At 52.3% G+C, this 25,858-nt stretch carries 31 protein-coding genes; 12 read left to right on the top strand and 19 right to left on the bottom strand.

Translation table 11 applies throughout. From position 1 onward, the window contains the following. Positions 1-4: 4 nt before the first annotated feature. Positions 5-850: a peptidylprolyl isomerase gene (locus ETR37_RS00760; RefSeq protein ID WP_033006718.1), complete on the bottom strand. Its 846-nt coding sequence runs from the start codon at positions 848-850 to the stop codon at positions 5-7. Between the two features lie 255 nt (positions 851-1,105). Here ETR37_RS00760 and ETR37_RS00755 point away from each other — a divergent pair, with 255 nt between their 5' ends. Continuing rightward, a complete protein-coding gene (locus tag ETR37_RS00755) occupies positions 1,106-1,195 on the top strand; it encodes a YjcZ family sporulation protein (protein ID WP_021322511.1) in 90 nt (29 codons plus the stop codon). A gap of 142 nt (positions 1,196-1,337) precedes the next feature. Here the strand turns inward: ETR37_RS00755 and ETR37_RS00750 are convergent, their stop codons facing one another. Beyond that, positions 1,338-1,517 carry a hypothetical protein gene (locus ETR37_RS00750; protein ID WP_011230158.1) on the bottom strand — a complete coding sequence of 60 codons (180 nt, stop codon included), beginning with the start codon at positions 1,515-1,517 and terminating at the stop codon, positions 1,338-1,340. 191 nt (positions 1,518-1,708) lie between these two features. Here ETR37_RS00750 and ETR37_RS00745 point away from each other — a divergent pair, with 191 nt between their 5' ends. Further along, positions 1,709-2,050: a YhaI family protein gene (locus ETR37_RS00745; protein ID WP_011230157.1), complete on the top strand. Its 342-nt coding sequence runs from the start codon at positions 1,709-1,711 to the stop codon at positions 2,048-2,050. On the opposite strand, the gene ETR37_RS00740 is transcribed toward ETR37_RS00745, so the two are convergent. Further along, positions 2,043-2,648 carry an HTH-type transcriptional regulator Hpr gene (locus ETR37_RS00740; protein ID WP_011230156.1) on the bottom strand — a complete coding sequence of 202 codons (606 nt, stop codon included), beginning with the start codon at positions 2,646-2,648 and terminating at the stop codon, positions 2,043-2,045. The two genes, ETR37_RS00745 and ETR37_RS00740, sit on opposite strands and share 8 nt — an antisense overlap. A gap of 154 nt (positions 2,649-2,802) precedes the next feature. Between ETR37_RS00740 and yhzF the strand changes: the two genes are divergently transcribed. Then, positions 2,803-2,991: a membrane protein YhzF gene (yhzF, locus tag ETR37_RS20765; protein WP_013146234.1), complete on the top strand. Its 189-nt coding sequence runs from the start codon at positions 2,803-2,805 to the stop codon at positions 2,989-2,991. A gap of 352 nt (positions 2,992-3,343) precedes the next feature. Here the strand turns inward: yhzF and ETR37_RS00730 are convergent, their stop codons facing one another. From ETR37_RS00730 to ETR37_RS00700, 7 genes are all read right to left on the bottom strand, one after another. After that, positions 3,344-3,868: a tryptophan transporter gene (locus tag ETR37_RS00730; protein WP_033005728.1), complete on the bottom strand. Its 525-nt coding sequence runs from the start codon at positions 3,866-3,868 to the stop codon at positions 3,344-3,346. A 95-nt stretch (positions 3,869-3,963) separates the two neighbouring features. After that, positions 3,964-5,046 carry a 3-phosphoserine/phosphohydroxythreonine transaminase gene (gene serC, locus ETR37_RS00725; protein WP_033024819.1) on the bottom strand — a complete coding sequence of 361 codons (1,083 nt, stop codon included), beginning with the start codon at positions 5,044-5,046 and terminating at the stop codon, positions 3,964-3,966. A gap of 129 nt (positions 5,047-5,175) precedes the next feature. Further along, entirely contained in the window at positions 5,176-5,364 is a 189-nt protein-coding gene (locus ETR37_RS00720; RefSeq protein WP_011230152.1) for a sporulation YhaL family protein, read from the bottom strand. Between the two features lie 111 nt (positions 5,365-5,475). Then, complete coding sequence (locus tag ETR37_RS00715) at positions 5,476-5,604, bottom strand: hypothetical protein (RefSeq protein ID WP_013523055.1); 129 nt, start codon at positions 5,602-5,604, stop codon at positions 5,476-5,478. A gap of 26 nt (positions 5,605-5,630) precedes the next feature. Further along, on the bottom strand, positions 5,631-6,608 hold the full coding sequence (gene yhaM / locus ETR37_RS00710) for a 3'-5' exoribonuclease YhaM (RefSeq protein ID WP_033005724.1): 978 nt from the start codon (positions 6,606-6,608) through the stop codon (positions 5,631-5,633). A 118-nt stretch (positions 6,609-6,726) separates the two neighbouring features. Continuing rightward, positions 6,727-7,956 carry an ABC transporter permease gene (locus tag ETR37_RS00705; protein ID WP_129446778.1) on the bottom strand — a complete coding sequence of 410 codons (1,230 nt, stop codon included), beginning with the start codon at positions 7,954-7,956 and terminating at the stop codon, positions 6,727-6,729. Then, the gene (locus tag ETR37_RS00700) at positions 7,949-8,848 is read right to left on the bottom strand and encodes an ABC transporter ATP-binding protein (RefSeq protein ID WP_060788464.1); all 900 of its coding nucleotides are present in this window, start codon (positions 8,846-8,848) and stop codon (positions 7,949-7,951) included. Before ETR37_RS00700 ends, ETR37_RS00705 begins: the two co-directional genes overlap by 8 nt. A gap of 149 nt (positions 8,849-8,997) precedes the next feature. On the opposite strand from ETR37_RS00700, the gene ETR37_RS00695 reads away from it, so the two are divergent. Continuing rightward, on the top strand, positions 8,998-9,183 hold the full coding sequence (locus tag ETR37_RS00695) for a YhzD family protein (RefSeq protein ID WP_015374028.1): 186 nt from the start codon (positions 8,998-9,000) through the stop codon (positions 9,181-9,183). A 37-nt stretch (positions 9,184-9,220) separates the two neighbouring features. Here the strand turns inward: ETR37_RS00695 and ETR37_RS00690 are convergent, their stop codons facing one another. From ETR37_RS00690 to ETR37_RS00670, 4 genes are all read right to left on the bottom strand, one after another. Further along, positions 9,221-10,726: a coproporphyrinogen III oxidase gene (locus ETR37_RS00690; RefSeq protein WP_129446777.1), complete on the bottom strand. Its 1,506-nt coding sequence runs from the start codon at positions 10,724-10,726 to the stop codon at positions 9,221-9,223. Positions 10,727-10,940: 214 nt separating this feature from the next. Continuing rightward, the gene (locus ETR37_RS00680) at positions 10,941-11,804 is read right to left on the bottom strand and encodes a Cof-type HAD-IIB family hydrolase (protein ID WP_015374026.1); all 864 of its coding nucleotides are present in this window, start codon (positions 11,802-11,804) and stop codon (positions 10,941-10,943) included. Positions 11,805-11,937: 133 nt separating this feature from the next. Next, entirely contained in the window at positions 11,938-12,297 is a 360-nt protein-coding gene (locus ETR37_RS00675; protein WP_013146245.1) for a YlbF/YmcA family competence regulator, read from the bottom strand. A gap of 71 nt (positions 12,298-12,368) precedes the next feature. After that, positions 12,369-13,502, bottom strand: coding sequence for a DUF445 domain-containing protein (locus ETR37_RS00670; protein WP_015374025.1), 1,134 nt, complete (start codon positions 13,500-13,502; stop codon positions 12,369-12,371). Between the two features lie 126 nt (positions 13,503-13,628). Here ETR37_RS00670 and ETR37_RS00665 point away from each other — a divergent pair, with 126 nt between their 5' ends. From ETR37_RS00665 to ETR37_RS00650, 4 genes are read left to right on the top strand one after another with little or no spacing between them, the layout of a single operon-like run. Continuing rightward, a complete protein-coding gene (locus ETR37_RS00665; protein ID WP_015374024.1) occupies positions 13,629-14,705 on the top strand; it encodes a YheC/YheD family endospore coat-associated protein in 1,077 nt (358 codons plus the stop codon). Positions 14,706-14,711: 6 nt separating this feature from the next. Next, positions 14,712-15,779, top strand: a complete 1,068-nt coding sequence (locus ETR37_RS00660; RefSeq protein ID WP_129446776.1) for a YheC/YheD family endospore coat-associated protein — start codon at positions 14,712-14,714, stop codon at positions 15,777-15,779. After that, positions 15,776-17,125, top strand: coding sequence for a YheC/YheD family endospore coat-associated protein (locus ETR37_RS00655; protein ID WP_015374022.1), 1,350 nt, complete (start codon positions 15,776-15,778; stop codon positions 17,123-17,125). Before ETR37_RS00660 ends, ETR37_RS00655 begins: the two co-directional genes overlap by 4 nt. Then, a complete protein-coding gene (locus ETR37_RS00650) occupies positions 17,119-18,285 on the top strand; it encodes a YheC/YheD family endospore coat-associated protein (RefSeq protein ID WP_081132734.1) in 1,167 nt (388 codons plus the stop codon). Before ETR37_RS00655 ends, ETR37_RS00650 begins: the two co-directional genes overlap by 7 nt. Here ETR37_RS00650 and ETR37_RS00645 read toward each other — a convergent pair. Further along, complete coding sequence (locus ETR37_RS00645) at positions 18,245-18,646, bottom strand: hypothetical protein (RefSeq protein WP_011230138.1); 402 nt, start codon at positions 18,644-18,646, stop codon at positions 18,245-18,247. The two genes, ETR37_RS00650 and ETR37_RS00645, sit on opposite strands and share 41 nt — an antisense overlap. 115 nt (positions 18,647-18,761) lie before the next feature. Here ETR37_RS00645 and ETR37_RS00640 point away from each other — a divergent pair, with 115 nt between their 5' ends. The 3 genes from ETR37_RS00640 (at position 18,762) to ETR37_RS00630 (ending at position 21,321) form a co-directional block, all read left to right on the top strand. Beyond that, positions 18,762-18,950, top strand: a complete 189-nt coding sequence (locus ETR37_RS00640; protein ID WP_015374020.1) for a hypothetical protein — start codon at positions 18,762-18,764, stop codon at positions 18,948-18,950. Positions 18,951-19,189: 239 nt separating this feature from the next. Beyond that, on the top strand, positions 19,190-20,080 hold the full coding sequence (locus tag ETR37_RS00635; RefSeq protein ID WP_041470640.1) for a PucR family transcriptional regulator: 891 nt from the start codon (positions 19,190-19,192) through the stop codon (positions 20,078-20,080). Positions 20,081-20,208: 128 nt separating this feature from the next. Then, positions 20,209-21,321: an ABC transporter ATP-binding protein gene (locus ETR37_RS00630; protein ID WP_013146253.1), complete on the top strand. Its 1,113-nt coding sequence runs from the start codon at positions 20,209-20,211 to the stop codon at positions 21,319-21,321. An 85-nt stretch (positions 21,322-21,406) separates the two neighbouring features. Here ETR37_RS00630 and ETR37_RS00625 read toward each other — a convergent pair whose 3' ends face one another. Next, positions 21,407-21,649 carry a hypothetical protein gene (locus ETR37_RS00625; protein ID WP_081132733.1) on the bottom strand — a complete coding sequence of 81 codons (243 nt, stop codon included), beginning with the start codon at positions 21,647-21,649 and terminating at the stop codon, positions 21,407-21,409. A gap of 289 nt (positions 21,650-21,938) precedes the next feature. Here ETR37_RS00625 and ETR37_RS00620 point away from each other — a divergent pair, with 289 nt between their 5' ends. Further along, positions 21,939-22,151, top strand: coding sequence for an alpha/beta-type small acid-soluble spore protein (locus ETR37_RS00620; RefSeq protein WP_011230133.1), 213 nt, complete (start codon positions 21,939-21,941; stop codon positions 22,149-22,151). A gap of 84 nt (positions 22,152-22,235) precedes the next feature. Here the strand turns inward: ETR37_RS00620 and ETR37_RS00615 are convergent, their stop codons facing one another. The 3 genes from ETR37_RS00615 to ETR37_RS00605 form a co-directional block, all read right to left on the bottom strand. Then, positions 22,236-23,507 (bottom strand): hemolysin family protein, encoded by a 1,272-nt coding sequence (locus ETR37_RS00615; protein WP_015374018.1) that lies wholly within the window; start codon positions 23,505-23,507, stop codon positions 22,236-22,238. 561 nt (positions 23,508-24,068) lie between these two features. Next, a complete protein-coding gene (locus tag ETR37_RS00610) occupies positions 24,069-25,094 on the bottom strand; it encodes a thiazole biosynthesis adenylyltransferase ThiF (RefSeq protein WP_015374017.1) in 1,026 nt (341 codons plus the stop codon). Beyond that, positions 25,091-25,858, bottom strand: coding sequence for a thiazole synthase (locus tag ETR37_RS00605; RefSeq protein ID WP_013146257.1), 768 nt, complete (start codon positions 25,856-25,858; stop codon positions 25,091-25,093). Before ETR37_RS00605 ends, ETR37_RS00610 begins: the two co-directional genes overlap by 4 nt.

Raw genomic sequence — 25,858 nt, 5'->3', positions numbered from 1 at the left:
TTTTTTACTGTTTTCCTTGCTGCTCGATCACATCTTGCAAATCTTTGTCTTTGATCTCAACACCGGCATCTTTCACCAATTTGTCCACTTTTGACTGCATCGTCGTAGGATCAAGCTTGTTCCGTTTGACTTCAAACGCAATTTCGTCTTTCATTTCGTTGAACGACTTTTTCTTTTCTTTGTCCGTCACTTTAATGATATGGTAGCCGTAATCCGTTTTCACCGGATCGCTCACTTCGCCGACTTTCAGCTTATAGGCGGCTTCTTCAAACTCCTTGACCATTTTCCCTGGGCCAAACCAGCCTAAATCGCCGCCGTTGGACGCCGAGCCTGGATCTTGGGAGTATTCTTTGGCCAACTTGGCGAAATCCTCGCCTTTATCAAGCTTCGCCTTTACTTCTTTTGCTGTTTTTTCATCTTTGACCAAAATATGGCTGGCACGAATTTTCGGTTTGTAGTTGTCATAATACTCCTTCAGCTCTTTCTCCGTCACTTTTATGTCTTCAACGGCCGCTTTCGTCCGCAGCAAATCGAGCTTGACCATTTCGCGGATCACTTTTTCTCCGTTCTGCTGCACGGCCAAATCATATTGCGTTCCATACGCCTCCTTGATTCGTTCGATTTCGCGGTCGATCTCTTCATCGGTTACCTTGTATTTTTTGCTCAACACTTTTTCGTCAATCAAATCACGAAGGACGGATTTGCCGACGCGCTCTTTCATCTCATTATAAAATTCGTCTTTCGTAATATTGCCGTTTTTCGTTTCCACAATCGCTTCCGAACCGTCGTTGCTGCAGGCCGACAAAGCCATGAGCGAAACGACGGCAGCGGCCATCATCCATTTTTTCATTCGCTTCACAACTCCTACATCTTTTTTCGATTGAATGTTCCCACGCTTTCAAGCGGCGCAGATCGAATGGCGCCCAAGCGCGCCCAAGAAACAACATGCTCGCCTCTTCAGCCACGACAATAACTATACCATATTTCCAACGAAAAAAAAACCTCTTTCCGCTTTAGTCATCCGCCCATAACATGCACGCTTGCCATACATATGATGAGGATGAAGCGCTCGACAGGCTTCTTCTTGCCGAAAGGGGGTGTTACGATGAGCGCACCTTATTCCGGAGGCTTTGCGTTGATTGTTGTGCTGTTTATTTTGCTAATCATTGTCGGCTGCGCCTGCGTCATCTACTAAACGAAAGAGGGTGCTCCCGCAAAAGGAGCACCCTTTTTTTGCCGCCTTCCTTGAAACGAAGGGAGAGGCAACGACAATGGAACTCGCTCCATCAAAAGGAAAACATAACAATCCCCGCATCAACCGTTAGAAGAGAGAAAAGTTATGTAAACAACACTTCAAAGTAAGAAGAGATTAATAAAATCGTAATAAGGACATTGATCGTGCGAAAAACCGCCGGCTGCTGCTCCTCCGGGATGTCACGCTGCGCGCAAAGCGAGTGTGTGAGCTGGTTGATAAAAAATAAGACCGTAACCGCCAGGAGGATGAAATAAAGCACCAAAACTGTTCCCCTCCTCTTTGATTCTTCGCCAAACGCCGCCCATGGCTTTAACTTTACATCGTTCATGGCGGGAAATCAATCATTTTTCTTTTTCCGGACACAAACCGATTTTTCTATTGGTGAATGCGCACAAATTCGGTAAAATATACGTAAAAACGGTCACATTTTCGTCACCAAAAGGAGCACGATATATGGAATCGTTGGAAAAGCGAGTGGCCAAGCTGGAATTTCACCAGTCTCTGCTGATGGAAATGATCGACGAAACGAAAAAACCATTTTATTCCCTCATCATCCGCGCGGATTTGACCAAAGAAGAAGTCGACGCCTTCTTGGCGTTTTGCCAAGAGCTTGCCGACCAATACGAACAGCAAAAAGCGGAAGGGTTGACGATTTTCACTCCCCTGCTCGTGCAGTTTGCTGGGATGCTTCATCCGAACCTTCCGCTGGAACAGACAGTTGACGCTCTTTTGGCCCAACAAATGTTTGTCCCGCTGATGACCGAGCTGAAAACGCTCATTCGCACCATCAGTTAGCCTGGCTGGCCAATTCTTTCTCGTGCTCTTCCGTTTTCGGCTTTCGCTTGACAAGTTTGCCGTCCTGCTCGATAAAGTCTTCTTTAATGTTTTCAAACGCCCGCTCAAAAATTTCCATGAAATCATCGCCATAAATATTGCGGACGATGCACATCATTTCTAAAATTTCTGGAAACTTTCCGTACAACTCGCGCAACGGCAACGCCCCATTGAAAACGGCATTTTTCGTCGGGTCATACGTCTCCATCAGCTTCATCAACACTTCTTCGCCTTTTTCCGTCAACTCAATGTACGTATTGCGCTTGTCATCCTGTTTTTTGGAAAACGAAAGCAATCCTTTTTCTTCTAATTTCTTTGAGAAGTTGAACGCCGTCGACACATGCATCACACCGAACTTGGCGATTTCCGAAATCGAGGCCCCTTTGAAGTGGTAGGCGATCCATAAAATGTGATGTTCGTTAATGTTCAAGTCAAACGGCTTGATCCACCGTTGCCAATCTTTTTCAATGGATTTCCATAGCGCTTTGCTCAGCTGGGCAATTCGTTGGCTGAATAACATCGCCTCTTTGATGGAATAATGCTGTTCTGTCGCTTTCATCGTTCCACCCACTCTTCCCTCACCGTATTTTTTACTCTCCATTATATCAATAAAACAAAAAGGAATAAAGACAAAAGTATTTATTTTTATGATTTTTTTTGCATATTCATAGTAGTAAGCATAAGGCGCTTAGCGCATACAGGAGGAGAATGCCATGGTGTATATACAATGGCTGCTTATCGCTGTCGGATTCTTATTTTTCTGTCTTTTTATAAACGCATTTTTCGCCTTATGGAAAGCGCGGGCGTACCCGCCGAAAGCATTGCTGAAAGAACGGACTTTGCGCTATATTGGAATAGCGTTCATTTGCTTGCTCACCGCTTGGCTTCTCAGCTATGTCTAATACGCGTTAAAAACAAATGGAGCATAACACGAGTGTTGATGATCCATTATTTTACTAAAAGCACAGAATCATTTGACTGAACACAAGCTTTTCTGCCTCTTCCCTCGAACAAGAACGCCGGCGGGCAAATGTCATTTGCCCGCAAAGCGTTCATTGTTCGAGGAAGGCATGCGTACAGCATGCCCAGTCGGCAAGCGGTTCGCTTGCCGACTACGGCAGAAAAAGCTGATAATAGAGCGATTTCAACTGGTTTTTAATGGTTAATCAACACGCCTGAGAGCATAAGTATTTTTTTCCTACTCTCTCTTTGATAGCAAAAAACCCGACCAGCCATGATCGGGTTTTTTGCCGTTTACACGTGTGCTGTGACGTTCATCCGCCGGAAAATGGACGCCGCAATCGGATAGATAATGGCCATGGCCACCGCATTTAACGCCGCGGTTGGCAGCACAATCGTGACAAACAGCGCAGAAAAGGTCGTTCCACCCGGCAACCCAACAATAAGGAGCGCCGCGGTTAAAAACACCGCCCCGGAAATGACGGTGCCGACAGCCGCCAGCACTGAAGCCCCAATGACCGTTTGGCTGTATGCTTTCATCAAAGTCGCTAGGGCAAACACGACAAAGGCGGTGATGATCTTATCGATCATATTCGGCAGCTGTCCGCCCGGGAACGTCGTCGTCATGGCTGAGATCAAGCCAGTGACGACGCCGACAAGGCCGACCGCTTTGACGTTCGGAAAAAGCAAAATCGCCAAAAACATCATCGCCAGCATCATATCCGGCTTCATTCCGAAAAACAACCCCGGAATGACCGCGTGCAACACGGCTCCGATTCCGACTAACAGCGCCATCGATACTAATGCTCTCACATTCATGCTCATCTCTCCTCATCTCTCCTCGTCTATATCTTTTGCTCGAGAATTTTTCTATCATTATATCACTTTGCAGTGTAAAAGTGAAGAAGAAATTTTCAGGCAAAACGGCGGCGGAACTCGTTCATGAACGACGCGAGCGCTTCGCACGCCTCAAGCGGCACCGCGTTGTAAATCGACGCCCTGCAGCCGCCGACCGATCGGTGCCCGCCGAGCCCGACAAACCCGCGTTCTTTCGCCTCGGCGAGGAACGTTCTCGTCAGCTCCTCATTTGGAAGCGTAAAGGTGACGTTCATGAGCGAACGGCTCCCCTTTTCGGCGTGCGGTTTGTAAAAGCCGCCGCTTTCATCAATCGCCTCATACAGCACGGCTGCCTTTTGCTGGCTGCGCTCTTCCATCGCCGCCACACCGCCTTGCTCTTCGACCCATTCGAGCACGAGCGACAGCATGTAAATCGCAAACGTCGGCGGCGTGTTGTACAGCGAATTGCTCTTCTGGTGCGTCCGGTAATCAAGCATCGTCGGCAGCCCGTCCGGAATGCGCTCAAGCAAATCGTTGCGGAGAATGACAACCGTGACTCCTGACGGGCCGAGATTTTTCTGCGCCCCGGCGTAAATGAGGGCAAATTGACTGACATCGAACGGACGGCTTAAAATATCGCTCGACATATCCGCGACCAAGTCAACCGGCGTGTTCGGAAATTCCTTCCATTGAGTGCCGAAGATCGTGTTGTTTGACGTAATATGGACATAGGCGGCGTTTTTCGGCCATTGGACGTCATCAAGCGGCGGAATGTATGTGTAGTTCGCTTCTTTGCTCGAAGCGACGACCGTTGTCAAACCGATTTTTTGCGCTTCTTTCAGCGCTTTCTCCGACCACGCCCCGGTCAGCACATAACAGCCGATTTTCCCTTCCGTGAGGAGGTTCATCGGCACCATGGAAAACTGCAGGCTCGCCCCGCCTTGCAAAAATAAAATGTCATATCCGTCCGGCACATTTAGAAGCCGCTTGAGCCGCTCTTTCGCCGCATTATGGACAGCCTCGTATTCCTTGCTTCGGTGGCTTAATTCCATCACCGACATGCCGGTGTTTTGAAAATTAAGGAGCTCTTTTTGCGCCCGCTCAAGCACCGGAAGCGGCAGCGCTGACGGGCCGGCGTTGAAGTTGTACGCGCGTTTCATTGTCATCCCTCACTTTGCCTCCTGGTAGTCCATTGATATTATTATCCTAACACGATTCGCAAAAAAAGAAAGAGAATTTTTCGAAAAAAACGCTTTCAAATGAAATCTTCCAAAAAAAGAAAGTCCCTGCTATTGCAAGGACTTCGCTTGTTTCCGCCGCTCGCGCTCCTTTCGGATGCGCTCCATGTAAATCTCCCCTTCTTTTTCAATAAATGCTTCGTCAATTTCCCGCTCGCGCGCCGCCGTTTTTACGGTCATATAGCCGCTGAAAATAATACCGGCAACAACCAAATACACCCACCAAGGCAAACTGAGCATCGCCATTCCCCCTTGTATGCTTGTCTTGTCTTAGTACACTATACGCGCAACAAGGGGGCAGTATGCATGGAGAAAGAGGCGGGAAAGCCGCCTCTTTCTTAGGGACAACGCTTATGCTTCGTTTCGCTTCTTCTTTGTTTTCTTCTTCGCTTTCTTCCACTGTCGGCGCAGCTCGTTCAACTCTTCTTTCGCCTGTTCATACTGAGCCGTCGGGACGATTTCAATGATCGGTTCGATCATGATCCATCCCTCCCTTGGTCCGCCCCTTACTCTTTACTACCCGCGTTTTTTGGCTTTGAAACAGACAAAAACGCCGGTTTGTAAAACGAGCGGTTGTCAAGGGCAAAGACGCGTTCAGTGAATTCACCTGGTTTCACTTTCTCAAGCGCGCGGTCGATCATCGTAATTTTCGCATCCAAATTGTCAATGTAATGAAGCACCTCGGCTTCTTTGACAAGCGGCGGCTTCGGGCTGCCCCATTCCGCCTTGCCATGATGCGCGAGCACAAGATGCTGCAAAATGACAACTTCTTCACCTTGAATGCCGAGCTGTTCCGCCGCCTTGCTGATCTCGCTCACCATGATCGAAATGTGTCCGAGCAAATTCCCTTCAAGCGTATACGCCGTCGATACCGGACCAGATAATTCCATCACTTTGCCAAGGTCATGCAAAATGACGCCGGCATAAAGCAAGTCTTTATTGAGCGACGGATAGAGATGGACGAGCGCCTTGGCGAGTTCAAGCATCGACACGACATGATACGCCAGTCCGGAGATGAATTCATGATGGTTTTTCGTCGCCGCTGGGTACTCAAAAAACGCCTTTTCGTATTTTTTCAACAAATAGCGGGTAATGCGCTGGATGTTTGGATTTTCCATCGCAAATATGTATTCCATCACTTTCGCCTTCATTTCCTCGCGCCCGAGCGGAGCCGTCTCCAAAAAGTCATCGATGCGCACCGCATCGCCCGGATGAGCAGGACGGATCGAACGGATGCGCAACTGCAATTTGCCGCGGTAGTTATGGATGTCTCCCGCCACTTTGACGATGCACTCCGGCACATACCGCTCTTCGTCATCCGGCGAGACATCCCACAGTTTGGCTTCAATGTCGCCGCTTTTATCTTGCAAAATCAACGTCAAGAACGGCTTGCCGTTGCTGGCGATGCCTTTCGTTGCGGATTTGATGAGCAAAAAGAGATCAACTTGTTCCCCAACCTCATAATGGATGATGCCTTTCGCCACTTCGTTCTCCTCCGTTTCTCTGTACGTACTTTCTAGTATATCATAACGGGCAAAGGGCAAAAAGAAAGCCTTGCCGAAACGGCAAGGGAACATTAGCCCAAACGTCCCGTCACGCTGTTTATTTTTTTGTCAGCTGGATGGCCTGTTTTATATCCTTGAAAATGTTCATTCGTCCATACATCAGCACGCCGCCTCGATACACTTTGGCGCCAAAATAGATCAGCAAAACAATCGTCGCCACCAAAAGCACAAGGCAAAGCGCCACTTCCCACCCCGGCACGGACACGAGGCCGATGCGCAAAAACATGAGCATCGGCGCGAAAAAAGGAACGAACGAAGCGCCGGTCACGAACGCCGACTCTGGGGCATTCAAGCCAAACATCGCGATCATAAAGGCAGCGACAACCAACATCATGACCGGCGTAATCGCCGGCTGCACGTCCTCAACCCGGCTGACGAGCGAACCGAGCACGGCAAACAGCACCGCGTACAAGAGGTAACCGAGCAAGAAAAAAACGAGTGCATACACAAAGATCGAGGCCGGCAGGTGGTCCAATCCGAGGAAACGCCACACTTCCTGCCCGCTCGTTTTTAACGCGGCGAACGCAACGGCGAAAAACACGAAAAATTGCGTCAAGCTGACAAGCGCAACGCCGATGATTTTGCCAAACAGCTGTTGGACCGGCGGGACGCTTGACACTAAAATTTCCATCACGCGCGACGATTTTTCCGTCGCCACCTCCGTCGCGATCATGCCGCCATACATCAAAACGAACATATACATCGCGAAAAGAAGGACATAAACAAGAGCGCGCGCTTGGTTCAACTCCTCTTCCGTCTTCGCGTTTTTTTCCAATGCCACCTTTTGGAACGGAACAGGTTTGTAAAGCTCCGCCATTTGTTCATCCGTCAGGCCAAGCTTAGCGGCTGAAAGCGCTGTTTTCAGCTGGCTCAGCGCTCGTTCCAGCTCCTCAGGCGTCTGATTGTCCACAATCGTATTGGCATAATACACCGCTTCCGGCAATCCTTCCGCATCCCTGGACAATACGAGCAATCCGTCCCATTTGCCTTCTTTGACTGCTTCTTTCGCTTCGTTTTCCATATCCGTAATTTTTGTCAACGCGATTTGATTATGGTTTGCCTGCTTCTCAAGCGGACCGTACAAAGATCCCGTGCGGTCAATGACCGCGACATGAGGCTTTTCATCACCGGTGAAAAACTCAATGATCGGCTGAATGTTGGCCACCCCGATGATCAACAGGCAAGTGATGGCAGTGGTCACCAAAAATGCTTTCGCCTTCAGCTTCGTCTGATACGTATGTACCGCCACAAGGAAAAACTTATTCATACGCCGCACCTACTTTTTCAATAAAGATATCATTCAGAGACGGTTCCTCCAAGGCAAACAGACGAACCGCGAATTTTCCTGCTATATGACCGAGTATCGCTTGTGCCGTCTCCTCATTGGCGATTTGCAGCCGCACCCCTTCCGCCGTCCTCTTCCACTGCAAAACGCCAGGAAACCGCGCCAATTCTTCAAACGGCCCGTCGCCTTGAATAACAAGTATTTGTTTGCCAAACGAGCGTTTCAGTTCACGCAGCGCTCCAGCCACCACCGCGCGGCCGCGGCGCAAAATGCAGACATGTTCGCACAGCTCTTCCACATGTTCCATCCGATGACTCGAGAAGACAATGGTCGTGCCGTTCCGTTTTAAATCAAGCACCGCTTCTTTCAACAGTTCAACATTCACCGGATCAAGACCGCTGAATGGCTCATCCAAGATTAATAGCTTCGGTCGATGAAGCACAGCAGCGATAAACTGGATTTTTTGCTGGTTGCCTTTCGACAGCTCCTCCACCCGCTTGTGGGCGTAATCGCGGATATGGAAGCGCTCGAGCCAGCGGTCGATTTCCGGAAGAAGATCCGTCTTTTTCATTCCGCGCAACCGCCCTAAATACAGAAGCTGCTCTTGCACTTTCAGCTTCGGGTACAACCCGCGCTCTTCCGGCAAATAGCCGATCAGATGGCTTTTCGAGTCATCAATTGGTTCGCCTTGCCAACGGATCACCCCTTCCGTCGGGAGCAGAAGGCCTAAAATCATGCGAAAGGTCGTCGTTTTTCCCGCTCCGTTCGCCCCAAGCAATCCGAACATCTCCCCTTCTGGAACCGTCAACGTTAAATGGTCGACGGCCGTCGCCTGACCAAACCGTTTCGTCACCTCAATGATCTCTAAACTCATCCACATTCCCCCAACGTAAAACAAATTTTCCACCCACATTATTAAAACGTACAATCTTAAAAAAAGTTTCAGATAAAAGCAGGAATTTGTCGATTCAACCTCTAAATGAAAGAGAAATGAATGATGATTCAGCGAAAGGAGATGGTGACATGCCGACGTATACGTTGACCGCGTTTGAGCGCGACGGGGAAAAATTGCTCGATGAAACGTTTGAAGCCGCCAATGATGAAGAAGCGAAAAAAATCGGTGAACAAAAGCTGCGCGAGCGCGGCTGTTGGGACAAAACACACCGTTGCGTCAATGCCAGCGGCAAGCTCATTTTATTTCACCGCTAATCAAAACACCCCGGGGTTGTTCCCGGGATGTTGTTATTTATCCAAATATTTCCTTTAATATATTGATTTTCTCTTCCGTATATTCGGCGAAATGCTCGTTGTACACTTTCGGCTCTTTTGGGTTCGCCTGGCGGGTGATTTTCCGCGTTTTCGGATCAACGAATTTGCTTGATGCCCCGCAGCCAAGGCCGATGATCGACTGTTGCTCTTCCATAATCATGATGTTGTAGATGCTCTCATTCCCCGGCAGCGCGTAGCCGACGTTTTCAAGGTTGCCGAGAATGTTTTTTTGTCGATACAAATAGTAAGGGACATAACCGTGTTCCTTTGTCCATTCTTGGGCCGCCTTCATCATCGCCTGCACTTCCTCGCGGCTGGCGACTTTGTACTTTTGTTTGTTCTTTGTCATTTCCGACGCCCGCTTGAACGACAGCGTATGAACGGTCAGCGACTCGGGCAGAAGCCGTTCCGTCTGTTCAAGCGTATACACAAACTCCGGCAGCCCCTCGCCCGGCAGTCCGATGATTAAGTCCATGTTGATGTTGTTCATCCCCATCTGCCGCGCCAAGTGGAACTTCTCAATCGTTTCTTCAACGGTATGATGGCGCCCGATCGCTTTTAACGTCTCCTGAATGTAGGATTGCGGGTTAATGCTGATGCGGTCGATCCGCCATTTTTTCAACACTTCGAGCTTCTCCGGCGTAATCGTATCCGGACGCCCGGCTTCGACCGTGATTTCGCGGACGCGGTCGACGTCTGGAAATACGTCATACATATGAGCGTACAGCCGGTCCATCTCGTCGGCCGTAATGCTCGTCGGCGTCCCGCCGCCGTAGTAAATCGTTGTGATGCGGATGCCGCGCTCGCGCAAAAAGCGGCCGACCGCCTCCATTTCGTAATGAAGGCCGGCCAAAAAGGCGTCGACCGACCCTTGGCGGCCGTTGATGGCGTACGCCGGAAATGTGCAATAGGCGCATTTCGTTGGGCAAAATGGAATGCCGATATAGATGCTCACTTCGTGGGCCAAATCGTACAAATCCGGCACGACCGTGAGCTGGCGGTCCACGATCGCTTGCATCAATTCGATTTTTTCGTTTGTCACTAAATACTCTTCAGCCAGCTTCCGGTGCGCCTCTTCTTTCGAAAGGCCTGAGCGCAAAAGCTGATGAAGCAGCTTGACCGGACGCACGCCGGTCAGCACGCCCCACGGCTGAATGAGGCCGGTAGAACGCTCAAGCAACGTCAAATAGACATGCAAAACGGCGTTTTTCAGCTGTTTTTCGTACGTTTTCCCGTCAGCATCCGCCGGCGTGCTGCATTCATGACGCGCTTCCTCCACGCGCCCGGACGTCTTGTCGAGAAGCGTCCCAGAAACAGCGATGCACCCGTCTTCCTTGACGGAAAACATAGCGGCCATATCGGCCTCGGGAAGCGGCGCGAACGACAGCTCCGGCGCTTCGAAGAACAGCTCGGTCATCACTTCGAGCGGGCGCTGAAACCGTTCCGGATGCGGCAGTCCTTGAATTTCGATCCGCACGTTCATCACCTTTTCTTTCAAACTTCTTTCAGTGTACTGAACGGCTGTTTCCTTCGTCAAGCGGAAGAATGCACCTTTGCCACCGACTTTATGGAAATGACTCCCGCCCGGCCAACTAGATTAAAAAAGCCGGGCATTCGCTCCGGCCTCATTTTTATGATTTTCGTGAAAACGGCAAGCGCCAGTTGTCCGCTCACGGTTCGCTCCCCGCTCAAGCTTCTTACTGTTTCGTTTTGAGTTTTTGCAAAAACTCGATCCGTTGCTGTTTGCGGAAATGTTCTTTCACCATGTAGGCGACGCCGAGCTGTTCGTTCGAACGCGTCACCCAGTCGGCCGCCCGCTTCACCTCAAGCGGCGCGTTCCCCATGGCGACGCCGAGCCCAGCCGCTTCAATCGCCGGCAAATCGTCAAGGCCGTCACCGATCATCACCGTTTCTTTCAACGATACGCCGATATGTTGAGCCAACCGGCGCAACCCCGCTAGTTTAGACACTCCTTGCGGGACAATTTCCATTTTTCCGTTTGGCTGCATAATCATATCAATGGACGGAATCGATTTCGTCAATAAAGCGGCCGCTGCATCCCTCTCTTCGTCTGTAGCAAAATATACATCAATTTTCGGCACAGCGATCGGTTCGTCCATCAACACGTCGCCAAGCGAGTCGACAAATTGGGTCGGATAGAAAAACGGGTCGCTTGAGGAGAGAACCGTTTGCACGACAAGGTTTTTCTTCACTTTCTTCCGATTGCCGAGCGAATACCGCTCATGCATGAGGCGGATGTTGCAGTTGAAGTTTTCCAAAATTTGCACGATATTAAACGTCCGCTCCTCAGGGATCACGGCGTCAAACAGCCTATCATCAAGCGTTCTGGCAATCATCGCTCCTTGGAATGCAATGAGCATCCCATCAAGCCGCAGCGCTTTCGCCACTTTGCGGGCGGAAAGCAAATTGCGGCTCGTGATTAACGTAACATAAACTCCTTTTTTCTTCACATAGTCGACCGCCTCTTTCGTTTCGCGCGGCAGGCGGCCGTTGTTTTTTAAAATCGTTCCGTCAATGTTGAGCGCCAACAGCTTATACACGGCTGTCTCCCCCTTTTGTCCGTCTCAACCTCTCTTGCCGCCGCCAGCAAGCTGGCGGCGGCTTTGCATTCCTTATCATTTTCATGACTATGACGAAACGGACAAAAAAAGAACACCCGACCGGGTGTTTTTCCTATCTTCCTTCCATGAATGAACGGTGCAACTCCTCAAGCGGCTTCATGGCGATTTGCTGAACCTCGGCAATGGTTATGCTCATTTGCTGCTCGAGCGCCATCAGGCGGGCGAGTTTCTCGTTTTGCTGGGCGAGCGCCATCGCCTTTTGCGCCTGTTCGATTTCATCAGGCAAAATGGCCGCCCCGCGCATCTGTTTTTCATGGAGCCGAAGCTGGATGTCGCGGACATTCGCGAACATTCGATAGGCGATTTCATCTCGGCGGACATCTTCGTATGCCCGTTTCAGCTGCTGAAACGGCTCGCTCGCCCGAATCGCCTGCTCAAGCTGTCTAGCGAGCGCATGAAGGGGTTCAGACATAAAAAGAGCCTCCTATACGAATATCGTTCACGTTCTAACGTATGCGCCATCTGACGGCGATATGCCACAGCCTACAGCCATAAGCCAATGACGCCTTGAACGGCGCCGATCAGCCCGCCAAGCAAGGCGCCCAAATACGTAATCATCTTTAGTTCACGGCGGGCGATCGATAAAATGATCGCTTCCAACCGTTGCAACGAAAATGACTCTACTTGTTCACGGACGATATCTTCAAGCCCAAGCTGCGCCACGATTGCCTCAATCTTGCCGCTAAGCAGGCGGCTGGCTGCTTCCGCCGCCTGCGGGATGAGACGACCAAACAAGGGCTGTTCGTATGGGGCGAGCAGTTCGGCAAGCGGACGGTTCAGCCATCCGCCGCTTTGCACCAAGCGGCGGACAGCCGACCGCACCGCTTCATCGATGCGCCGGCGGCCGATCATCTCTTCCACGGTTGCGAGCGGATAGTCCAACCATTTGTTCCACTCCGTCCAAAGAAGGCGGGAGAGCACCTCTCTTGTGCCAGCATGGCGCAAAAATTTACCGAGCTCCGCCTGCACCTTATCGACGAAATGGACATTGCCAAGCAGCATCTGCAGCATATTTCCAACCATCCCGCGCTCTTGGAAAAAACGCTCGATCATGCTGGAAATCTGCTGCTTTCCCTCCTCGCTGCGAAAGTAGTCAAGCGTCCTGTCGGCCAAATAACCCGCTAGACTTTCGACGCGCGCTTCCATCGTCTGCTTCAACTCCGCTGGCAATACATCGCGTATCGGCCGCAGACGCCACGTTTCGCTCCACCGTTCGTACGCTCGCTCAGCTTGCTCGGCCGCCATCGCTTCGAGCCGCTCGGCGGGAGAGCGAATACCGAGGCGTTCAAGCAACTCAGCCGGCGTTTCTTTGCGCGCAAGCCACTTTCGAAGCCATTCCCGCCCCCACTCGGCCATCTCGGCCGTAAAGGACGGATCCATGAGTTTGCGCCGCAATCCTTCCGGCGTCACCAAATGCTCCACGACCGTTTTCCCGAGCTGTTCGGCCAGCTCCCGCCGCCGCTTTGGAATCAATCCCGGCGTAAACGGCAGCCGTTTGCCAAACACGTACATCGGCTCATATGGGCGAAACAGCATCACGATGGCGATCAAATTCGTCACCCCGCCAATGAGCGCCCCGACCGCCACCATAAACAGCAAATAAACGAACGTTTCCATCCTCTTCTCCTTCCGTCCCCGCCGCTGTCACCAAACGGCGTCCGTCATCATACGATGGCGATATAAACGTTTGCCTAATTGTTCATTATAGAGCTTGCCTGACGAATGCGCAAATGAGGGACTGCGATGAGCAAACAACGAACGATGGCTGTGCTGACGGAAATCAATGAAACAAGTGAACGGGCTGCCTTTGGATCCATCCATCATTTTTGCGAGGAATTGGCGGCATATGCTAGAAAGCGTGGTCTCTTTTTTTACGTATCCTCGCCGGCGCTTTACTTAGAGGGAGTCGGCTATCAGTGGACCGAAAGCGGATGGGGCAAGCGGGACGTGCCTCCAGCCGATGTCGTTTACAATCGCCTTCACTCGCGCAAGCTCGAACGCTCCCCTTTGTTTGCCGAGCTGCTCGCCCGGCTTGCCGAAGAAAACGGGATGATGTTCAACCATCGCTTTTTGCATAAATGGGAAGTGCACTGCCATTTTGAGCGGCACGAGTACTTGCACCCGCACTTGCCGAAAACGGCGCTCTGGAGCGGTCAACATACGCTTGAGGCGTTCCTTGACGCTTTCCCATCCGTCTTTCTCAAGCCGATCTATGGCAGCCAAGGGCGAGGGATTTTCTGCCTCCAACATTCGGACGACGGAATTTGTCTTCGCCATTCCACTTCCGCTTCAACGGCCGTATATCGTTCGATGGACGCTTTAGCTTCCGCTTTGCGGCAACAAATCCGAACGCCGATGATCATCCAACAAGGGCTTGAACTTCGCACCCTCGACGGCCGCCCGGTCGATTTTCGCCTGCTTTGTCATCGCGTCCGCCACCATGATTGGCGCGTCACTTCCGCCGTCGCCCGCATCGCGCCGCCCGGCCAATTCGTGGCCAACCTTGCCCGCGGCGGGGAGCTCATGGCGGTCAATGATGTCTTGCGGAAGTGGTACACGAGAGTTGACGCGTTCCAGCAAAAACAGCTTCTGAGAGAAATCGCACTGGAATCCGCTGCCGTTCTCGCCTCGGAAGCGGAAGGACTGTATGGAGAGTTTGGCGTTGATCTTGCCATTGACATCCATGGCCAGCCGTGGATCATCGAGGTGAATACGAAGCCGTCGAAACAGACGGATATGGCCGCTTCCTACCAATCGGTCCGCCCGTCGGCGAAGGCGATCATCGACTATAGTTTGACATTGATGGAAGAAAAGGAGTGAACCGTTTTGCTTTCACTCGGTTTTGTCACCCTTGACGAACAGCAAGACCACACGTATTGCACGGAGGTGGCGAAACGCGCCAGACGCTACGGCATTTCCGTCTGCCGCTTTTCACCGCTATCGATCGATCCGCAGACGGAAAACGTCCGCGGCTTTCTCTTTCAAAAGGAAACGAACGAATGGACAAACGCCGTCTTTGCCATTCCGCCATTTTTATATGACCGCTGCTTTTACGGCCATGATGAGCGGTCCAAAAAAGCAAAACCGATTATGAACTGGTTGAAGCAGCGACCTGACCTCACGTTTTTAGGCTATGGCCTGCCGGGCAAATGGGACGTATATGAAGCGCTCTCCTCTCACCCGCTCTTGTCCGCATACGTGCCTCCGACTGTCCGTCTTGAGCGCGCCGATGATGTGCTTGCGCTTCTCCGCCGCGAACAAGCCGCCATCGCCAAGCCGGTGCACGGCTCCGGGGGACGCGGTATTGGCATCTTTCAAAAGAAAGGGAAGGCGCTGTCCGTCCAAGACAGTCACGGTCAAGAACAGGCCGTCATTGCCCGCCGAAGCGAGCTGGAACAACTCCTCGCCTCTTGGAGCCGCCGCGGCGAGTATGTCCTGCAGCCATTGCTTCAGCTATCGACCCCGGAGGGTGAACCGTTTGACCTCCGCATTCTTTTGCAAAAGGATGAAAACGGACACTGGGTGGAGCGGGTGCGGGCCGTGCGAGTCGGCCGACCGGGGGCATGGGTGGCCAACGTCTGCGCCGGCGCGGACATTCGTCCGTTTTCCGAGTGGCTCGACCGCCTTTCCTCTTCAAAACGTCTCTTCGTGCTCGATGGCGTTGAGACGATCATCCGCACGCTGCCAGTTTATATAGATCACATGTTCGGACCTTTGTTTGAAATCGGCTTGGATCTTGGTGCGACCGACAACGGGGCGGTGTGGATTTTGGATGTCAATTCCAAGCCGGGGAGAAAAGTGGCGCATCTTCTGCCCCCGGAGCAACAAAACGAACTGTACGAAGCGCCGCTTCGGTATTGCTTGTTTTTGGCCAGAGGGGGAAAAAGCCAATGACCTACACGTTGATCATTGACGAAAAACAAACAAATACAGTGATTCTTCCCGCCACGCTCCAAGCATCTAGGCAAACATCAGCCGCGTTCGGCAGCCTTGTCACCCCATGCCGGGTCATTTCTTCCCCCCGTCTTGTCGACCGTGTGATTGTGTCGCATGACGTTGCCCGATGCTTGTCGATCCCATTTGCCGCTGACGTTCATGTCTTTTTGACCGATGAAGCTGTTCACTTCGGGCCGCTTGTCGGCATTTTGACCGCCGGATTCACAAAGTCGCTCCACCGCCCGGTCGGCAGCCGGAGCTTCTTTTTTGCCAAGCTGCTGGCGCAAGAAAAGCAAGTCGGCGGATTTGCCTTTTTGTTTGGCGCGCCCCATATTGACTGGGAAAACGGCATGACGAACGGCTATTTTTACACGGAGCGCGGCTGGGAACGCCATACGGTGCCGTTGCCGAATGTCGTTTACAACCGGCTGCCAAACCGGCGCGTCGAAAAGGAGGAAGCGTTTCAAACGATGACGAAGACGTTGCAAACCACCTACGGCATCCCGATCTTTAACGGGTGTTTTTTCAACAAATGGGACATTTACCGCCGGCTCGCTCTTCATCCGAAGGCGCAGCCGTATTTGCCGGCGACGTCCGCCCACGTGACGCAGCACACCATTGAGCAGTTTCTTGCCCGCTACCGTGAAGCGTACATCAAGCCGGCCGACGGCAGCCTCGGCCGCGGCATTTATCATGTAGCGAAAAAAAACGCCTATGAATGCCGGTTCCGCGATGAAAGCGGAGAAATCCAAACAGTGCTGTTTCCGACCGCCATGGCGGTGTGGCATCATTTGCTCGCCCATGCGCCGCTTCACCGCTATGTCATCCAACAAGCGGTTCCGCTTCTTGCCGTCAACGGCCGACCGGCTGATTTCCGCGTTCACGTTAACAAAAACGAACACGGCATATGGCAAGTGAGCGCCATCGCCGCCAAAATTGCTGGAAAACAAAGCATCACGACCCATATGAACAGCGGAGGCATCGTCAAAACGCTGGAAGAAATTTTCCCGGATGCCGTCGAGCGCGAAATCATGCTTGCCCGTCTTTCTGACGCCGCCCTTACGCTCAGCCGTTGCCTTGATGAAGCATCAGAAACGTTGATCGGCGAAATCGGTTTTGACCTTGGTGTTGACCAACAAGGAAGGATTTGGATGTTTGAAGCCAATTCCAAACCCGGACGGTCGATTTTTAAGCATCCAAAATTAAAGGACGCAGACGAACGAACAGCGCGGTTGCCGCTCGCTTACGCCGTCCACCTCAGCAAAACAGCCATCACCGAACCCGAGGCGCTTTGGCCATGCTGACGATCGGCTACCGTCCTGACATCGGGGAGTGGGTGTGCAACAGTCCGGGCAGCCCTTATCGATTCGGCAGCGGCTGGGTTGCTCCCGCCGCTGTCCTTCCCGATCTCGTCTTTCCCGTAAGCGAGCAATATGGACGGGTGGGACCGCTCGTCGGCGTGCTGGTCAGCGCCTCGTCCCTTTCCGCTTTGCTGGCTGGGAAAAAGCCGTGGCTTGAAACCGTCATCCGCTCCATCCACAAAGCCGGCGGCATCTCCGTCGTCAGTGCGGCCGCCGGCATCGGAGAGAAAACGGTCTCCGGATATGTATTCGTTCCGACGATTCATCGTTTCATCGAAGCGGCCGCTCCACTGCCCGATGTCGTCTACAATCGAGTAAAAAGCCGCGAAGAAGAAGAAAGCGAGCCGTTTCAAACGGCGGCTGCCCAGTTGAGCGCCCATGGCGTTCCACTTGTCAACCGCTCTTTTTTCCGCAAATCGGACGTTTATGACGCGCTGCGGTCCGACCGCCGGCTCTGGCCGCATCTATTGCCGACGGCGCCTGTCCAAACAGCGGCCGATCTTCGCGCTTGGCTCCGCCAATACAGCTGCATTTACTTGAAGCGGGATGACGGCGCCAGAGGAATGGGGCTGTTTCGTCTCACCGCCTTGTCGGAGACGGAAGCCATTTGCGAATATCCGGGCGGCCAAAAACGGTTCTGCTCGCTCGATGCGCTCGCATCACTCATTCAGTCCGGCCGCTACATCGCCCAAGCATTGGCTGAAACGGACGAGTGGAATGGACGCCGCTACGATTTGCGCGTGCTCGCCCATTGGCACAACGGCCGCCATACGATCACCGGCATCGGTGTTCGTTCGGCCGACGTCGAGTCAGTGACGACCCATGTGTTTCATGGCGGAACCATCCTCCCGTACAAAGAAGTCAAGGAACGCATCGATGAAGCGGCGCTCGAGCGGCTTATTGCCTTGAGCGGCGCACGCCTTGGCGAACGGTTTGGCTTTGTCGGCGAGTTTTCCGCCGACATCGGCGTCGGAAGCGAACGCGAGCTTTACATTTATGAAATCAACGCCAAGCCGATGGTGTTTGATGAGCCGGAGATCGAAACGCGGCGGCTCGAGAGGCTCAATCAGCTGTTTGCCGAGCTCGCTCATCGTACGCCATAGCGAGAAACTGGCCGCTGTAGCGAAGCGCCTGGCGGAACACAGCATCAACCGCTTGTTTGGCGGCTCCATTTAAGCTTTGGCAGACGTTCTGGCATAACATCGCTTTTTCCCACTCAGCCGCCGCCATGGCTTGCAAGAGATCACAACGAGGTGCGCCTGCTTTGCTTTGCTCTCTTTCCGCTCGACCGTCGGCGTTAGCCCCAGCAACTAAATAATGCACGTATTGCCAAAGTTTACGCTGCCGCTCGGCTTCAGCCAAATAGACCGCCCATGCCTCATCCGTTTCCATCTCAGCGAGCTGCCGGGCTTTTTCTTCCGCCGCGGCGGTTGTTTCGAGCAATTTTTTGATCAGCATGATCATCGCGTGCCGCCCCTTTCTTGCCGCTTGTCCTCTTTCATCCATATGAATGGCATGGATAGCGTATGCCTCTTTTGGACAAACTTTAGGAAAAACGATGAGAGGAAGGAGCGAGATGATGGAACGAAATGAAGCCAAGCGCCGGGATTCATTGTACGAAGGGCGCGATGAATACTATATGGACATCGACCGCATGATCAACGAAGGGATGGCCGGAGGTGCTGTGTACGGCCACGGCGATGACGTCAACATGGAGGAAGCGCGCGATCTTGTCAAAGAAGAGCCGCCGTACGAAGCCGGCCAGTAAACGGAGCCGATTTTCCCGCCTCGGGAAAGTCGGCCTTTTGTTTTATGAAGCCTCTCCGCCAATGCGTTAGGCAGGGATCGTTCGAAACGACCGCTGTTGGCCAAGCCGCCCGTTCATCCTGCGGCTTTCCCGCTTTCATCCATTGTCTTTCTTTCCATTCGCGGGGATTTGGTATAATGAAAACAACGCCGATTCCTCTTCGGCGTGACATCATCCTTGACGGAAAGTGGTGCGCCGCGATGCTAAAAGAGCTCGAATCGCTTTATGAAGGGGACATCGTCATCAACGGTCAGCCGGAACACCCCGAAGATTACGAATGGTTTTATACCGCCGATGGTGATGAGATCGGCATCGCCAAGCATCGATTGACAGAGCAGGAGCGGCGATTGCTGGCGCTTTTTTTCACCCCCGCCGAGCGCCGACGCGAACCGGAAAGCGAAGAGGAGCGGGCATGGAAACGATGGATGGCAACCGGCGACCCAGCCGCGCTCGCTCGGCTCGCTGCTCCGTATTGCCGGTTCATTCATTTTACAGCCAGCCGGCCGATCGCCAACAAAGAGGAGTTTGCTGACGCCGTTCGCGGCTTATTTTCCTCCCCGGTTGCCATCGTCTGGGAACAAGATCGGCGCGGGCTGATCGTCGAAGCGAAACAAAAGCGGACGACGGAGCCGCCTTCGTTAGCGGACATGGCTGAGGCGCTCGCCGCTGATTTTTATACTGCCCTTCATTTATTGATCGGCCCAATCCGCTCCGTCGATGAACGGCTATATGAATCGTTTCTCCTTGAAAAAGAGTGTTTTTCCGCCGCTCGGCGCTTTTGGCCGAAACGAACGGTGTACGAATGGGAAGACGTCATTCCGCTTCCGCTCTTTGAAGAAGGAGCAGTCAGTGAGAAAGCCCGCCGGACCCTCTCGTTTCTTGACGGATTCGACGAGGAGGAAGTGCGGGCGATGGAGACGTTTTTGCAATGCAACTTAAACGTCTCGATGGCAGCGAAAAAGCTGTATATGCACCGCAATAGTTTGCAATATCGAATCGATAAATGGACGGAGCAAACTGGTGTTGACATCAAACGGTTCAAAGGGGCGGCAGCCGTCTATTTGGCTATCTTGCACCGGCGCCGTTCGTAATCCCCCGCTTTTTTGTCATGTCGCCGAAAATCGGCGGCATTTTTTGTGCACCTCGTCCATTTACGAATGTTCCTATTTTTCTATACACTAATGGCAAGAAAACGATTTCGGCGATGAGGAGGATGGTTATGGCAGAACTCATTCTTGATCATATTTACAAAATTTACGACAACAATGTGGTCGCCGTCAAAGACTTCAATTTACATATTCAAGACAAAGAGTTTATCGTATTTGTCGGCCCGTCCGGCTGCGGCAAATCCACCACGTTGCGGATGATCGCCGGCCTTGAGGAAATTTCCAAAGGCGATCTTTACATCGACGGCAAACGAATGAACGATGTGCCGCCGAAAGACCGCGACATCGCCATGGTGTTCCAAAACTACGCCCTGTATCCACATATGAGCGTCTATGACAACATGGCGTTCGGTTTAAAACTGCGCAAATTCCCGAAAGCGGAAATTGAAAAACGCGTCCGCGAGGCGGCGCGCATTCTTGGGCTCGAGCAATATTTGGACCGCAAACCGAAAGCGCTCTCCGGCGGGCAGCGGCAGCGCGTGGCATTGGGACGGGCCATCGTCCGCGATGCAAAAGTGTTTTTAATGGACGAGCCGCTCTCGAACTTGGATGCGAAACTGCGGGTGCAAATGCGCTCGGAGATCGCGAAGCTCCATCAGCGCTTGGAAACGACGACCATTTACGTCACCCACGACCAAACGGAAGCCATGACAATGGCCACCCGTCTTGTCGTCATGAAAGACGGCGTCATCCAGCAAGTCGGAACGCCGCGCGAGGTATACGAAAAACCGGAAAACATTTTTGTCGGCGGCTTTATCGGTTCACCAGCCATGAACTTCCTTCGTGGAACGCTGCAAGACGGCAAGTTTGTCGTCGGCCAAACATCATTTGGCATTCCGGAAGGAAAAATGAAAGTGTTGCGTGAGCAAGGGTATGTCGGCAAGGAAGTGATTTTAGGCATTCGTCCGGAAGACATTCACGACGAACCGCTCTTCCTTGAAGCATCTCCGGCGACGAAAGTTACCGCTCTCGTCGAAGTCGCCGAGCTGCTTGGCGCTGAATCGATGATCTATTTTAGCATCGACAACCAAGAATTGGTCGCTCGCATCGACGCCCGCACGGAAATCAAGCCGGGCCACCGGATTGACCTGGCGCTTGATATGAACAAAGCGCATTTCTTTGACGTTGAAACGGAACGGCGCATCCGAGCGGCGGATGAAAAGTAACCCCCCATTGTTGTTCATATAGATTCATTCGAAGGCGTTCCGAAAAAAAACAAGGAACGCCTTTCTTTTCACTCCATCAACAGCCTTATTCCTTGATAAAACGCACTTCCTCCTCATGGCAAGTCGGACAGTAAAACAAATGAACACATTCATGATTCGTATACGTGCGCAAATAGCCGTCGACAAGCTTCATGACGTCGTCATCCATGTACGGGCTGTAGTCATCGAAATAATCTGTAACTTTCCCATGATCTTCCATTGGTTGCCGGCAGTAGCTACAATACACCGTCACCCGGCGCAGCCCGTTGCACAGCGGGCATACATTCATGTTGCTTCCTCCTCTAGGATGTTCCTTATCTTTACATATTCCCTAATGGTGACAGCGGTAAAACGTTAAAAATTCCCATATTCTCCCCATGCATAACAGGCAAAAAACGTCCCAAACTATGAGTACCGCCAGCGAAACCACCCATCCGTTGCAACAGTGACGCTGGCGAAGCCAAAAGCGGGTGGGCCGGTGGGTTCAGCCAAGCTTGGCACATGCCTTGCAGCGTGAAGTGTTGGTGCAAATCCAACCACCCCAACCATCAAAAATTTTTAAGAGGAGATGATCAACGATGGCACGCAACAATAACAACAACCAATTGTTAGTCGCTGGTGCTCAACAAGCCATTGATCAAATGAAGTACGAAATCGCCCAAGAATTTGGTGTGAACCTCGGCGCTGACACGACTTCTCGCGCGAACGGTTCGGTCGGCGGCGAAATTACGAAACGTCTTGTCGCCATGGCTCAGCAACAACTTGGCGGCCAATTCGGCAACATTCAATAACCGCCTTAACGAACAACTTCATATAGATGGCAAACGCCCCGGGCCGTCAGCCCGGGGCGCTTTCATATGGAAACGGGGAGCGAATCAGGCGCCTCCCGCCTGCTCGGCAAGCGGTTGGCTCAATGAGACAAGCACTTTGCGAATACGGCGATTGTCGACTTGGCGGACGGTGAACGTCAGCGATCCATATTGCAACGTTTCGCCGACGGCTGGAATGCGCTCAAACATCTCAAAAATCCAGCCACCCAACGTATGCGATTCACTCTTTGGCACGTCGATGTTCATCACTTCGCAAAATTCATCCAGCGGCAGTTCGGCGCTGAACTCGAAGCTGTGCTCGTCGATTTGACGCACCGTTTTCACCGCCTCATCATGCTCATCCCATATTTCGCCGACAATTTGCTCGAGAATATCTTCGAGCGTAATCAAGCCAGCGGTGCCGCCAAACTCGTCGACGACGATCGCCATATGCACTTTGCTTTTTTGCAGCTCCGGCAGGAGATCGGACACTTTCATGGACTCGACAACGAACAACGGCTGGCGCAACAAATCGCGGATGCGCACCTCCCGCTTTTGCACAAGCTCGCTGAAAAAGTCGCTTTCCGACAAAATGCCGATCACGTTGTCAATATCCCCTTCATAAACCGGGATGCGGGAATATTTCTCTTCCAAAAACACGTCGCGAATCTCTTCAATCGGCTGGTTCACTTCCACCGCCACCATATCAGCGCGCGGCGTGAAAATTTCTCCGACCAAAATTTCATCAAAATCGAGCGAACGTTGGATCAATTCTTTTTCTTTGTTGTCAATGACCCCTTCCTCTTCACTCAGCTCAACCATCACTTTAATATCTTCCTCCGTCACAGCCGGCACAGCCACCCCATTGGCGAACCTCTTGGCGATTCGATCTTTTAAGGCTTGGAGCGACGCCGTAACCGGCGTCATCAACTTCATCAGCGCATAGGCAAGACTGGCGTATCGGATGGCGAGCTGCTCCGCATGCTCTTTCGCCATCGATTTTGGCAAAATTTCACCGAAGACGACAAATAATACGGTCATCACCGCCAGCGTGGCAAACAAGCCCATCTGTTCCCCAAGCAACGAAACGGCGATGTCCGTAAACAGCACGACCGTCACGACGTTGGTGAAGCGGTTGGCCACAGCAAGCGCCAACAACACGCGGTCAAGCTGACCGATCACCGCTTGGAGGCGCTTATTGTGCAGATGCTCTTCCGCATAATGCCGCAACCGTGCCTTGCTTGCCAGGGAAAACGCGGCTTCTGCTGAAGCGAACAGCACATTGGCAAGCAGGGAGAGGAAAAACCACCCGAATAACCTTAACGGCCACTCTTCCAACGAATCTTCACACTCCTATGGATGGTGACGATGTTATTCATATCCATTTTTCCGCCGAATCATGCTTATGGAAACAACGTTGGCTGCACGGAGCGCGCGGCCGGCGGAAGCCGGCGTTGCCCTCCTTACTTTAAATATAACAAATTTTTCGCCAACTGACTACAGCTGGCGGTTTTTCTTCCACCATAAATCCAGTTTCTTGAATGAAAACATGGCTGTCTTAAAAGACCGTGCTCTCCTAAGCAGGGAGCAATAGATCGTTTTGATCGTGTTGAATTTATACAGCAAATAACAAATAAGAAAAGGTGTCCCGATCCTTTTGGGACACCTTCACATCATGACTCAAACCAACAAGAACCAATGAAATACACAAGAACAAGCAATGAGGCAATGTTGAACGTCACCGACCACTCGTCCATTCCTTCTCCCTCCCTTTCCATCCCCGCTTTCATCATACCATATAGATGGCGAAAAAAAGGGGAGAGGAAGGACATGGATTTGACAGTTTGATGACATTGCCATATTAAGACGAAAGCGGCCGCCAATGCATGGGGTCTCGCTTTAGCCTAAATAGCGATAATAAATGGCTTTGGCTTCCTGCACATCTTTCGTGCCGTGCACAAGCGCACGGCCGTCGCGAAAGACAACCAATCGCTTGTCACCGAGCGAAACGGAGACAAGATACGGGTTCGCTTCCGCTTGAAGCCCTTGGCGGCGAAACAGCTCCGCCAATTCATTCAAGTCGTACTGGCGCAAAGCAGGCGGACGGATTTGCACGGAATCGCGCCCGCACAAGACGGCAGTCTTCGTCCGTTGTTCATAGGAAAGAAACGGATAAGATGGATAACGTCCGCACGTCGGGCAACTGTCCTTTTTCACCCCATCAATCCGAATGGCGGCATATTCGTTCGTCCAAAGGTCAAACGAAACGAGCTTGCCGCGGAGCGCCGACCAGTCCTCCACTAAAATTTTTAACACCTCAGCCATCTGATAGCTGACAACCATTTGCACCGCTGGGCTGATAATGCCGGCCGTATCGCACGTCAATCCCCCTTGCGGCACCGTTTCAAGCAAGCAATACAAACAAGGCGTGCGGTTCGGAATGAAGGCGCAGCTTAAACCGTAACTGCCGACACAAGCGCCATAAATCCACGGAATGTTGTACTTGTAGGCAACGTCATTGATGACAAGGCGCGTATCAAAATTGTCTGTCGCATCGATCCATAAGTCAGGACGTTGCTTGAGGGCGATCGTTTCCAATTCTTCCGGGCCGGCGTCGCCGACAATGGCCTCGATCTCAACCTCGCTGTTGATTTGTTCAAGGCGCCGTTTGGCGGCGATCGCCTTTGGCAGCCGCTCCTTCGCATCCGCTTCGCTGTAAAGCTGCTGGCGCTGCAAGTTGCTCCATTCGACGTAATCGCGGTCAATGATCGTCAATTTGCCGATGCCGGCGCGAACGAGCGCTTCGGCGTTGCCTGTGCCGAGCGCTCCGGCGCCGACTAACACGACATGCTTTCCCCGTATTTTCTTTTGCCCTTCCACGCCAATCGGTGCAAACAATTGCTGCCGGGAATACCGTTCGTTCAAACAACACTCATTCCTTCCGTTGGGCTGCTCGCTGACGCGTACCGTTTTTTCGGGATGCGTCCGGCTTCATAGCCGAGCCGGCCCGCTTCCACCGCCAGCTTCATCGCTTTCGCCATTTTCACTGGATCGGCCGCGCCGGAAACAGCGGTGTTCAAGAGCACCCCATCCGCGCCAAGCTCCATCGCCAGCGCCGCGTCCGCCGGTCCACCGATGCCAGCGTCCACAATGACCGGCACGTTCGCCTGCTCAATGATAAAGCTCAAATTGAGCGGATTGATGATGCCTTGTCCGGACCCGATCGGCGAGGCGCCTGGCATGATCGCATGGCAGCCAAGCTCCTCTAGCCGCTTCGCCAGCACGACATCATCGGATGTGTACGGCAACACAATAAACCCTTCCTCAAGCAGCATTTCCGCCGCTTTCAACGTCTCGATCGGGTCTGGGAGGAGCGTTTTGTCGCAGCCGATCACTTCTACTTTTATCATATCACACAATCCGGATGCCTTGGCGAGCCGGGCGATGCGCACCGCTTCTTCGGCCGTTTTCGCCCCGGCGGTGTTCGGCAAAAGCTTATATTTGCTTAAATCGAGCTGCTCTAAAAAGTTCGGCTGCTCCGGAGAAAAGATGTTCATCCGCCGGACGGCGAACGTTAAAATTTCCGCCCCTGATGCTTCCACCGCTTCTTTTTGCACGTCCAAGCTCGGATATTTGCCCGTGCCGAGCAACAGCCGCGAAGAGAATTCATATGGGCCAATTTTCAACAT

The sequence above is a fragment of the Geobacillus sp. PK12 genome (assembly GCF_004123125.1).
GTDB lineage: Bacteria > Bacillota > Bacilli > Bacillales > Anoxybacillaceae > Geobacillus > Geobacillus zalihae.
The sequence above is the reverse complement of the archived record's forward strand: the minus strand, read 5'-3'. Positions and strand labels throughout refer to the sequence as shown.